Origin of the sequence: Paenibacillus sp. L3-i20 (assembly GCF_022180385.2) — a bacterium.
GTDB lineage: Bacteria > Bacillota > Bacilli > Paenibacillales > Paenibacillaceae > Pristimantibacillus.
The window spans coordinates 2675801-2687569 of sequence record NZ_BQME02000001.1 but is presented as its reverse complement, the minus strand read 5'-3'; the positions used below and the strand labels follow the sequence as shown (position 1 = coordinate 2687569).

The following is an 11769-nucleotide window of genomic DNA, read 5'->3' as shown; positions in this document are numbered from 1 at the left end:
GGCTATACCATTAAACTCATTTATAGGAGGAACTAGCCATGCGAAAAGGGATGTTCAAATCTATCACCTCTTTCCTTGCACTCACTCTTCTTGTCGTCTCACTACTTGTACCAATTGTCGCTGCACAATCAACCGCTCCACTTCTAGTCTCTGCACAAGGAACGGCATGGGGAATTGGTACTCCCTATGAAACGGCTCTAATCGAATTGCAAGTTACGAATCTCTATATTGATCCTTCGAGGAACAATACGATTTCCCCTTGGGTACTTCAATTTGATTTTGAAGGCGATATCAAATCTGTTGCTAACGCTGTCGTAACTGCTAAAGAAGGAAACCGCTACACGTTGAAAGGAACTACTGATACTGATATCGCTTATGGAGAAACATTAAACTTAAAAATAGAAACTACATTAAACGGTACAATACCAGCCGCATTTACTAATATTACGCTTCGTCCAGAAGTTATTGCTATCCCATGGAGATGGCAAGGAACTTATAAAGTAAATGATATTGTAGAATACAATGGTCTTTATTATTCAGCTATTCAAGCGCATACTGCCCATGCTACCAACTGGACTCCTGTATTGGCACCTGCATTATGGAAACCAACGATTATTGAAACTTATTCGTACTCTACATCAGTTGTTATTGATCTAGACATTATTGAATCATGGGTACTAGGCGGTACATATAGTGCGGGCCAAACCATATTTTATAACGGAGAGTTTTATTCATGTGTGCAATCCCATACAGCCCATGCGCCCAACTGGAACCCTGGACCTTATACCCAAAGTTTGTGGAAAAAGGTAGAAGCCCCGTATTGATCCCTTTTATTTGTAGCTTTCTAAAAACGAGGTAGTATGGACTTAAAGCTAATACCATAATAAAAACAGCGGTAACTAGGGATACGTAATAAATCCACTAGCTATCGCTGTTTATGTTTTGCTACCACTGATTGAGCATCAGTACTAACTTGTTGTTATTAAATAATCTCATAAGTATGAGCCAAAATGTTCAAGGAGCTGCAAAATCCCCTTCCCCACCCTCGCCTAATTCAGCAAATCTGCACGTGGTAGTAACAATAAATGCACTTCCGAGCATAAACACTCTCTGTGCGTAACAATACGTTTGTAACATTACATGGGTTAAAATTAATGTGTTGGGACTTGACCCAGCATCCCATTCAGTTCCAACTGCCCGTTGGGGGTTGTGCTCGCCTTTGCTGAAATCGGCTACCTTCGCAGCTATTTCTCGATTAACTCTACAGCCCAATTCAATTCTTGAATTCGGAAGTCACGCTCTCGGTATTGCTTTGATAACTCATCAATTTTTGATTGAATTTGTTGAATATTTACTGTGCGTTCGAATTTTATTTCTGAGCGGCTATATGGATCTTGTTTAATGGAAGCTATCTCCAAAATACCGTCCAATAGTTTCCGCTGTTGCATAAACTGATCACGTTCAGCAAGAGCATCCGCAAGGCTCAATTCATTATTAAAAGGTGTAAGTGCGTTCGTTTTATTGATTTTTTTAACCCATTCCGTCTGTGCTAGCAACGCTTTTTCTAATTCAATAAGGAGCAGCTCTGGATTTTCGTCCGGTGCATCTCCTTCTTGAACCTTCACTACTCGCTGAATTCTTGTCTTCAACTGTATAATTTTTCTTTGACAATCTACTCGATGAACGAGCGCTTCTGCTAGTTTCATATGTTTTATAACTCCTCTCGAAAGGTACTTATATGTAATAAAAAAGTGTATATGTCATTGATATAGGTTAGTTTTACCCATTAATTGGATTTTATTGGTGATTTAATATAATGAATAGTATAAATATTTGAACAGTTGGGTAAAGTTAACTTGGTTTATTACATTAACAGACTGTCCTACATTTGTCTATATTGAGAAATGCCATGATTGTAGTATGCTAAAAAAATTGATCAGCATTTAACTCCCTATTTCTACCCCTGATCATACTCATTTCTTGCTATTTTAACTTGTTCATAGTTACTAGTTGCCCATTGTTTTAATAGTTTCATATTCGGGACTAGTGATTCCCCAAGCGGGGTTAATGTATAGTCTACGATTGGGGGAACTGTTGCCGTAACTTTGCGATGTATTAATCCATCCCGCTCCAATTTCCTTAACGTTTGAGTCAGCATTTTCTGAGAAATGCCCTCTATACGCCGCTTTATATCTCCATAACGTATCGTTCCGTCTTCCAAAGCGTAAATAACGAGCGCTGTCCATTTGTTCGAAATGATTTCAAGTACATGACTATAGCTGCATTCTGCTAAGGAAATATCATGCTCTTTCATTATGGTGTATCCTCCTTACGCACCTTTAGGTTCGCAACCGACTTTAAAGTGCCGTCTTCTCTAAATAGTAGTATATGGCTTAAAGTGTGTCTAATACTTTATAAAGGAGACTGGAAAATGAACACACACCGAACAATGAAAGCATTTGTACTTCAAGGCGGCTTTGGATTTAATCATATAGAGGAAGTGAACCTCCCTATTCCTACACCCGCAGAGGGTGAAGTACTACTTAAAATAAAGGCCGTGTCTTTAAATGCTCGAGATCTAGGAGTTATAAACGGAATCTACAATCCTAATCTGAGTACCCCTCTCATCCCTATCTCCGATGGAGTAGGTGAGATCGTAGCAGTCGGAAAAAACACAACAAAGTTTCAATTGGGCCAGCGCGTGTGCGGTATTTTTACACAAAGTTGGAAAACAGGCCTGCCTACACAAGAAAACAGGGTATCCACTCTGGGAAGTCCTCTTGATGGAATGTTAGCGGAATACGTCGTTTTACCTCAAGATGGATTAGTTAGTGTACCGGAACATTTAACAGACGTAGAAGCAGCTACATTACCTTGTGCTGCCGTTACAGCATGGCATGCAATCGTGGAAGAAGGTCAGATCAAAGAGAACGACACTGTCGTCGTTCAGGGTACGGGTGGTGTTTCCCTATTCGCACTGCAATTTGCTAAACTTTATGGCGCTAAAGTCATCGTTACTTCCAGCAGTGATGACAAGCTGGCACGTGCGAAAGCACTTGGAGCAGACTTTGGTATTAACTACAAACAAACTCCACATTGGGATCATGCCGTGCTGGAGTACACGCAAGGAATAGGTGCCGACCATATTGTCGATCTCGGAGGAGGTACTACACTTAATCGTTCCATCTCTGCCCTAAAGGTAGGGGGGCAAATAAGTATTGTAGGTGTTTTATCCGGCGCTAGCGTACAGGACTTTGCTATCGTTCCCGCCATTCAGAAGATAGCACGACTCCAAGCAATTAACGTCGGCAGCCGTGCAATGTTTGAGCGGATGAACGTTGCTATTGAACAACATCGGCTAAAACCGGTCGTTGATAGCGTATTTCCATTTGCTAATACTAAGTACGCTCTGAAGTACTTGGCCGAAGGTTCATATTTTGGCAAAATCAGCATCGAGCTTTAACGTATAATAAACGTTTTCATCTAACAAGTTTAGAACGTCGCAGAATAGTGGCCAGATATTGTAGGGAATATAGACTAGTCATCCGTCATAAATTTATAGCGCACAGCCAAAATTTCCAGATCTAGAATTACCCAACTGTAAAGGAGGCAATTAGCAGATGAAAGCTATTAATTCTATTGCTTTAATTCTAGTCATCCTAGGTGGTCTTAACTGGTTATCTGTCGGCTTGTTCAATTATGACGTCGTTAGTGAAGTGTTCGGTAGTACTGATGAGGTAGGAGCCCGCATTGTCTACATCGTCGTCGGTCTTGCAGCATTATTTTCACTGTCGCTTTTGCCAAAACAATGTAGTAAAGAATAAGTAACAGCATAAGTCCCCTACTTATGAAAAGGCTACTCAAATGTTGATCTGCACCCCTCATTGTGGCAGGTTTTTATCATTCAACCCCTCTGCCCTGTGGTGAGCATATCTATTCGAGCAGCCTTTTTCTATTCTAATCGCTTTCGATACATTTATCCCCTTGCTGCCCAATGCGTGTAACGATTAATCTTTCCTACTAAAGCCTTACCGAGCGATAAACTTAAAATAAGAAACAAACAACCACCAGCACTTACGATCAAAGCTTCAAGAAGATTATCGACCGTAAAAAACAACAAGGAAATCGTTGTAAATTTATACGTGAAAGGTGCTAATATTAAAATAATTGGCGCAATGTATAACAAAACACCAGCTAATAAGCTAAACATTCCGATTGCGAGCTTTGATAAAAGCATTAGCACTTGTCTCCAGTAAGTCCCATTCCTCAGAACATCCAGCATGTTCTCTTCCGAATTTATACTTGAGCTCTTAAATGTATGAGAAGCATTATATGAACCAGTACCTATTGAAGAGTCGCGCATAAACGTTTGCGCTACTTTAACATCTTGATGTAAAAACCTAGGAGCTTGCCTCAGAACTGCAACGACAATTGGTATTCCAATTAATGTGATAGCTAATCCTGCGCCAAGCGAAATCCCTACCGTAAAAAAGATGAAGTAAAACAGGCCGCTAAAGAATGTGTACATTAAAAAATTGAAATTTTTGATAGCTTCCTTAATAGGTTTGCTCATTGATAAAATCCCCTTTGTCATCATAATTGCGCTAAAGTCACCCCACTACTTTGCGATAAGATAACAATACAAAAGGGGCTGTCATAACGGTAAGTGACGAACCGTCATATGACGTCATCAAGCTGTAGAATAGCTTGTTTTAGCGTTAAATCAGCTATTCAGACGGCCGTTATAATCGTTTCTTCTATTGCTCTTTCACTAATAACGCTTCTGATCTAGCTGCTTCAATGGCCTCCTCGCGGTTGCTCACACCTAACTTTGAATACAATGTTGAGCAATAGTTGCGGATCGTCCCTTCGGAAAGAAACAACTTCGTTGCGATCGATTTATAACGCATACCTGCTGCTAAGAGCTGTAAAATCTCTAGCTCACGTTTCGTCAGTCCATACGGAAGTTCCTCTTGCAGATGCCCCTGCTTTTGATGCTCTTTATGATTTTCCTTCTGACGTTTTATATCCTCAAAAACAAGTGTAGATATTGTTTGATCAATCCATGTACCACCGCTATAAATCAATTTGATCGCATTGGTCAGTTCTCTTGGATGTATCGACTTCAGCATATACCCATCTGCTCCCCATCCAAGTGCAGTAGCTGCTTGCGTCGGATCTTCGAACGTAGTCATAAGTACAACCTTCATATTAGGCCAACGTTCTTTCATTACTTGCAGCGCCTCAATCCCATTCATCCCTTTCATTTGTACATCCATAAGTACGATATCCGGTTCATACGTTTCACATTGCTCCACCGCAATTTGTCCATCACCTGCTGTCCCTACCACGTTCAGATCAGCATGTTGAGCGAATATTTGTCCCAAACTATCTGTAATAATGGCTTGATCATCAACCAGTAATAACTTGATTCTAGCTTCGGGTTCTTCCTCTATTTGAAAAGGAAGTGTACATATAACAATCGTGCCTTCATTTGGTCTAGAATGTATCGTTAAATATCCTCGCCACTGATGAAGACGCTCCTTCATCCCTGTCAAGCCGAAGCCATAACGAACCTGCTCCATCCCCGCTCCATTATCTTCAATCTGTAAACGTAATTGCTCATTTTCAAAATATAGATGAACAATAATTGAATTCGCTCCGCCGTGTCTGACAGCATTTGTTAATGATTCCTGGGTGCATCGGTATAAGCAAAAGCTCATCTGATTCATTACTGGAACCTCATTGCCAATTAATCGGAAGCTGATAGCTACACCCGTTGAATTCGTAAAATCCTGCGTCAACTGGATTAGCGACTCACTTAATGATCCTTTGAACGGGGCTGGCGATAGCTGATGCAAATGTTTGCGGATATCATCCAAGCCGTTGCGACCTAATTCTATAAGTGTATGTAGACGCTCGGACTGCTGATCTGGTAATGATGGACGGAGAGATTCCATTCCGACTACAAGCGACGTAAGTGTATGACCAATCGTATCATGTAACTCATGCGACAGCCGACTTCTCTCTTCCATTAAAGTAAGCTCCCCTATTTGGCTAATATGCTGCTCCAGCACACGCTTCTGCTCTTCGATAATCGCCCTATGCTTTTGATTTTGCACAAGTGTCTGAAAAGCATAACCAAATATGAACCCCGTTGCACAGCGAAATGGCATAGTCAGAGCAATCATATGAAGAGGTTCTCCACTAATCCACCCTAGTATAGGAGGGATAATGACAATAGTAGGAATCGTTGCCCACCATAACATTTGTCGATTGCAGAAAAATCCGATCATAAAGGCGAAAATCACGAATTGCCAAGTTTGCTCAGGGAGTGCATAGATTAAGAAGATGTGAAATGCACCTGCCAATATAATTTCCGAAGCAATGTACCCTCGGTTGCTGAACTGCTGAATAAAAACTGGAATCGTATAGACTGCAAAAGCAAGCATGAGCACGATCCATATCGGAGCCGTATATAATTTGGGATCGATTAATAGAACCAATAAAAAATTGATTAACCACAATGTCCGAACAATGGATATCATCCAATCGTGCCATTGCCATTTCTTCATATTCGATAATATGATTAAACCCACCTCGGCTTTCAACTTATTCAAATCAATGATGCTCTAATAGGCATTAATCGTCAACTTTAACTCACATTATGAGCTCTACAACAGAGAATTTAGCTATGATTTAACGTTTCGGGAGTTTATTGAGCAAAGTGCTTACGGATTTGTTAAGAGGTCCGATCCTAAAGAAAATATTTGGATATTGGACATTGAGGGAATGCAAAGAGGTTCTATTAGTATTAAAAAGGTCGATGAACATACTGCGCAGCTCGGTTTATTCCTTGTTGAGCCTAGCTTACGCGGGACTGGCTATGGACATCAGCTTGTACAAAGGGCAATTACATTTTGCGAGGAAATAAAATTCAAAACGATCATCCTTTGGACTAACAGCGAACTTATATCTGCAAGGCGCATATATTCTAGAAATGGATTCGAGCTGATGGAAACCCGGGTTCAAACATTATCTAATAAAGAATTAACCGAAGAACGTTGGGAAAAAGGGCTCAAACAGGTTGTCCGAGCATAAATCCCAGTACATACACTTCAATCAAGCAATCACACATGTACAATCTAATCGGCATATGATGAGCTACTAAGGAGGGAGTCATATGCCGATTTATCGTATTGTTATTTCTTTAAACGACAAACACCTTTATCTGTTAGAAGACAATATCGTTGTACGTGGATATCCCATTGCCATCGGTAAAATACTGACAGAAACACCCCTGGGTGAATATACAATCGTCAACAAGCAACCCAATCCCGGCGGTCCATTCGGTGTGTTGTGGATGGGCTTGTCTAGACCACATTATGGTATTCATGGGACCAATGATCCTTCATCTATTGGCCATGCCGTCAGCCACGGATGTATACGTATGTTTAATTCCGATGTGCTTGATCTATCTGCCCATGTTCCTATTGGAACTAGAGTGACTATTAGACCTTAACAATGTTCGTGTAATCTGATTGAGCAATTGCCATTTCGGGCGGCACTACTTTCTGCCATAGTCCGCCTTAATCTCGCCCCATTCATCCGTCTTCCATTTTACGATATTACTCTTATAATTGTTTGTTTGAAGCCATTCTACCGCACGGTCCGTTGCTAACCAAATCGCTTTCGTGGACTCGTTGCGAACAAGTGTGGAAGCTACTTTTTTCTGCCTAACCCATTTCATTGCGGTCATTGAGTCGCTGTAAACCGTTTTACTACTGCCTAACTTTTGCAAATACATAAGCGCATGCACAATTGCAAGAAATTCGCCCAGATTGTTTGTACCCATCACTGGTCCGAATGTAAACAACACATCGCCCGTTTGTGTATCTACACCTTTATATTCTGTTGGTCCAGGGTTGCCGCTTGTACCAACATCAACAGAAATGCTATCGTAGTCAATCTCATCTGTCGAAGCACTTAGCAGAGAATCTGCCTTCTGGCGAACGATACCCTTAACGTCAGCACTTTTCTTTTTACTAGATGTCATACTTTGTTTTTCACTCTGTGACTTACTTCCCCCTTGGCCCCACTGCGTTTGCCAACCCGATCGATAAGCACTCTCTGCTTCTTCTTTCGATTCATAGGATTTAAACTTTGCACCTTCAAATTTGTTCACTTGTTCTTGGCATTCTGACCATACTGTATATACGCCAGGTTTGCGTCCAACCCAAACTACATAATATTTAGACTTCGCCATATAGAGGCTCCTTTTTCATTAAGCTTTTATTCGATCATATAGACAAGCTATATTATACTAAATGTTCTGCGTTACAAACAGAAGGAAGAGATCGAGACATCTCTCCCTTGATCGAATCGCTTTATCTATATCTCTATTTCATCCATTGCTCGATGTTGTTTCACTTTACAGTTATTAGTATAATTTTGATAGGTGTACATTTACTTGGGAGGAAGGCGACTTGTTATGATTTATATTGCATTGCTGCGTGGCATTAACGTTGGTGGGAAAAATAAAGTGGATATGAAGTTGCTCAAAACAACGTTTGAACACGTTGGAATGAACGATGTTGTAACTTACATTAATACTGGTAATATTATTTTTCGCAGTAACACTCATGACAAAACAGAGCTCTCACGCACTTTGGAAGAAGCCATTTTAGCCGATTTTGCTCTCGCCATTAAAGTAGTTGTTCGTAGTTATGCGGATATACAAACAGTTATCCAAGCTCTACCTGACTCATGGGCAAACAATGACGTCATGAAAAGTGATGTGCTCTTCCTATGGGATGAAATTGATAATGAGTCTGTAATGGATAAGCTCGCCCTTAGGCAAGATATCGATCGTGTAAAATACGTTCCTGGAGCTATTCTTTGGTCTATTGACAGAGAAAATGCAAACAAAAGCGGCATGAAAAAAATAATTAGTTTAACCATTTATCAGCATATGTCTATTAGAAACGTTAACACAACTCGCAAAATATTTGAACTCATGCAAGCATACTAGCTAACTCGACTCTTACGATTCACGAGGTAAATACTCCCTACTATACACACTAGCCCCTTATAAGCAGCGTAACTGTAAATGACTCATTCAAAAAACGCTACCAATAGTGATAGCTACTACCGAAATAAGAAATGTGTGTCCCTTTGAAGTCTGAATCATGCTGACCAATTCCTCCGACGAAATAAATATATGATAATCACAATAACTGGTGGGTATAGAGCCGACCAGCCTAGAAATGGATACAAGCACAATGTGCTCACAAGTGAAACAATGGCTGCTGCCTTGCCCAGCTTACTGCCAGCCAATAGACGTACCCCCGCCATACAGCCGACGATATACGTTGCAACATAAGTAGCGTTCGGCCACTGAATGAGTTGCGCCAATGTAACGACTTCGCTATAAAGTAATAGCAGTGTCAAAATACACCCGACGGCAACGAACATTAACCCTCCAATAGGCGTATGGTAGCGCTGATGCATAACACCTAATAGTCGTGGCGCTGCTCCTTCTACTGATAACGTATAAGCGATTCGTGATGCTGCGCTTGCATAGGCGTTAAGGACCGCGAAACAAATGAAAACGGCTGCGATAGCGACAACCCAACCACCCGCTTGTCCAAGTGACAACTGGACCATAAGACTTAACGAAGCGGCCGATGCAGCACCGCCGTAGCTTCCAGTAGCAATTGTGAAATATGCAATGGCGAAATAGAGCAGTGCCACAATGCCAGCACTCCATAGTACTCCTCGTATCGCATCCCTTTCAGGATCTACAAATTCCGAAGATAAATGCGTCACCGCTTCCCAGCCGATAAAACACCAGAACAATAGCCCTGCTGCCTGCGCAACACTAAACCACCCGTTCGGCGCAAAGGGTGTAAAATTATCCGGTGACTGATAAGGAATTGCAGCACAGATAGCAAGTAACAAAATGGAAATAATGAGCGCAATAACAGCCGTTTGGACTTTCCCAGCCAACTTTAACCCAAATACATTCAATATGATAGGAACCAATACAATAAAAGCTGCAGCAACATATACTTGGTTTTGCCCCCAATCTAGCAGCACACCTATATACCTCGCGCCAGTTACAGCCAATATACCTCCGCCAAATGGGACAGATAATAAAAACAACCAGCCTACAAGATTACCATATTGAGCTCCAAAGGCTAGTTTAGCAAAGTGTGCGACACCACCAGAGCTTGGGTGTTTAGATGCCAGAAGCCCCATCGTTACCGCCATTGGAATAACGAGAATAGACATAACAAACCATGCTAGAATTGATGCGGGACCTGCTACCTCTGCAGCCATACCTGGTATAAGTAAAATTCCCGATCCAATGACTGAGCCGATGTAAAGAGCTATAATCTGTGGGAGTCTCAGTACTTTACGTAAGTTTGTCGTTAGTTCGTGAAGTTGTGGCATAACAACGTTGCTCCTTACTATTTGAGGAATAACCATTTTCTGATTGTAATGCTACGTTATCAGATTGCTATTCACCGTTAAAGGGACAGTTCTTACTTGTTGCAGGAGGGCAGATGACGATCTTATTCGTGTACATACTAGCGCTGTTTTGTTCAGCGAAAATAATGGTAAGAGCATAAGTTAAGGTCACTTGATTCGGTTTATTTGAAATAAATAAGCTGCTCCATATAGATCTATTCGATCTTCTAGATCAGCTTCTAATCTGCTATTATTTTTTGCGAAAAATGCTTCCGCTTCTTCTATAAATCATATTAATCTAGAAACAACTGATACAAATTATGGATGTGTTCAAAAGACTTATTGTTACAGGTTACTTAAAAGTGCCTTCTTGTCGCTATTTCTGTATTTGATTATGATGAATTTAAATAGACGATGATACACCATTTCATAGGAGGAGATACATTGAATCTGAAGAAACAAGCAGCAATTGTTATGACTACAGTATGCTGCACCCTGTTCATCACTGGCTGCAGTACTAACAGCAATAAAACGTCAGCTCAACTTGATGAATTGGTTAAGTTAAGCGATGAGTTTGATCAGTCAAATACACTTGATCAATGGTTGACTGCAAAAGATATTTCTAATATTAAAAATATAGAGCGATTTGTTGAAACTTTAAATATTAATGAAACAAAACCTGGATCTCTCTTTATCGATCCAGTAGCAGGCACCTGGTACAACTCTTTTAATGGTCATTTGTCCTATAAAAAGGTTAAAGGGGACTTTTCAGTTACGATGAGAGTCAAAGTGCTCGGCAATGCCACATCAATACCGAGTGGAGCTTTTGATCTTGCAGGGTTGATGGCTAGGATGCCGAGTCAAATAGAAGGTGAAGTTGTAAAAGCTGGTGATGAGAATTGGGAATATTTCACTACTGGTGGTAACGGAAACAAAAGAATCATCGACTTTAAGCAAACTATAAATGGCCGATCTGGCTACATAGTAAAGGAAGTTAATACAGAATGGATCATTCTTCGAATGGTGCGTGTCGGTACAAAGTTTGTGAAGATGTATAAAGAAGATGAGCAAGGAGAGTGGCAATTCGCCTCCTCGTCGGAGCGAACAGACTTGCCGGATGAACTGCAAGTAGGAATAAGTATCCTAACCAACTTATATGGCGAACCCGATTTCACTGTAGAGGCAGACTATATACGTTTCAGCACTCCAACTCTATCGAAAGAAATTCAGGATAAAGTTGTACAAAATACGATAACCGATGAAGAATGGTTAGCCGCATTGAGCAATTTATAAGAG

At 40.8% G+C, this 11769-nt stretch carries 13 protein-coding genes; 7 read left to right on the top strand and 6 right to left on the bottom strand.

What is annotated here, in order from left to right:
- Positions 1–38: 38 nt before the first annotated feature.
- Positions 39–824: a carbohydrate-binding protein gene (locus MFF31_RS12445; RefSeq protein WP_238188287.1), complete on the top strand. Its 786-nt coding sequence runs from the start codon at positions 39–41 to the stop codon at positions 822–824.
- A gap of 420 nt (positions 825–1244) precedes the next feature.
- On the opposite strand, the gene MFF31_RS12440 is transcribed toward MFF31_RS12445, so the two are convergent.
- Positions 1245–1706, bottom strand: a complete 462-nt coding sequence (locus tag MFF31_RS12440) for a DIP1984 family protein (RefSeq protein WP_238188286.1) — start codon at positions 1704–1706, stop codon at positions 1245–1247.
- 251 nt (positions 1707–1957) lie between these two features.
- A complete protein-coding gene (locus MFF31_RS12435) occupies positions 1958–2314 on the bottom strand; it encodes a winged helix-turn-helix transcriptional regulator (RefSeq protein WP_238188285.1) in 357 nt (118 codons plus the stop codon).
- A 117-nt stretch (positions 2315–2431) separates the two neighbouring features.
- Here MFF31_RS12435 and MFF31_RS12430 point away from each other — a divergent pair, with 117 nt between their 5' ends.
- A complete protein-coding gene (locus MFF31_RS12430) occupies positions 2432–3463 on the top strand; it encodes a zinc-dependent alcohol dehydrogenase family protein (protein WP_238188284.1) in 1032 nt (343 codons plus the stop codon).
- A 157-nt stretch (positions 3464–3620) separates the two neighbouring features.
- A complete protein-coding gene (locus tag MFF31_RS12425; RefSeq protein ID WP_238188283.1) occupies positions 3621–3824 on the top strand; it encodes a DUF378 domain-containing protein in 204 nt (67 codons plus the stop codon).
- 152 nt (positions 3825–3976) lie between these two features.
- On the opposite strand, the gene MFF31_RS12420 is transcribed toward MFF31_RS12425, so the two are convergent.
- Both MFF31_RS12420 and MFF31_RS12415 read right to left on the bottom strand, forming a co-directional pair.
- Positions 3977–4573, bottom strand: a complete 597-nt coding sequence (locus tag MFF31_RS12420; protein WP_238188282.1) for a sensor domain-containing protein — start codon at positions 4571–4573, stop codon at positions 3977–3979.
- 184 nt (positions 4574–4757) lie between these two features.
- Entirely contained in the window at positions 4758–6575 is a 1818-nt protein-coding gene (locus tag MFF31_RS12415; RefSeq protein ID WP_375541288.1) for a response regulator, read from the bottom strand.
- Between the two features lie 70 nt (positions 6576–6645).
- On the opposite strand from MFF31_RS12415, the gene MFF31_RS12410 reads away from it, so the two are divergent.
- On the top strand, positions 6646–7101 hold the full coding sequence (locus MFF31_RS12410) for a GNAT family N-acetyltransferase (protein ID WP_282570474.1): 456 nt from the start codon (positions 6646–6648) through the stop codon (positions 7099–7101).
- An 82-nt stretch (positions 7102–7183) separates the two neighbouring features.
- Positions 7184–7522, top strand: coding sequence for a L,D-transpeptidase (locus MFF31_RS12405; protein ID WP_238188281.1), 339 nt, complete (start codon positions 7184–7186; stop codon positions 7520–7522).
- Between the two features lie 45 nt (positions 7523–7567).
- Here MFF31_RS12405 and rnhA read toward each other — a convergent pair whose 3' ends face one another.
- The gene (rnhA, locus tag MFF31_RS12400) at positions 7568–8266 is read right to left on the bottom strand and encodes a ribonuclease H (protein WP_238188280.1); all 699 of its coding nucleotides are present in this window, start codon (positions 8264–8266) and stop codon (positions 7568–7570) included.
- Between the two features lie 225 nt (positions 8267–8491).
- Between rnhA and MFF31_RS12395 the strand changes: the two genes are divergently transcribed.
- Positions 8492–9031: a DUF1697 domain-containing protein gene (locus MFF31_RS12395; protein ID WP_238188279.1), complete on the top strand. Its 540-nt coding sequence runs from the start codon at positions 8492–8494 to the stop codon at positions 9029–9031.
- A 155-nt stretch (positions 9032–9186) separates the two neighbouring features.
- Here the strand turns inward: MFF31_RS12395 and MFF31_RS12390 are convergent, their stop codons facing one another.
- Positions 9187–10455, bottom strand: coding sequence for an APC family permease (locus MFF31_RS12390; protein ID WP_238188278.1), 1269 nt, complete (start codon positions 10453–10455; stop codon positions 9187–9189).
- A 462-nt stretch (positions 10456–10917) separates the two neighbouring features.
- Between MFF31_RS12390 and MFF31_RS12385 the strand changes: the two genes are divergently transcribed.
- Complete coding sequence (locus MFF31_RS12385) at positions 10918–11766, top strand: DUF1349 domain-containing protein (protein WP_238188277.1); 849 nt, start codon at positions 10918–10920, stop codon at positions 11764–11766.
- Positions 11767–11769: the final 3 nt, after the last annotated feature.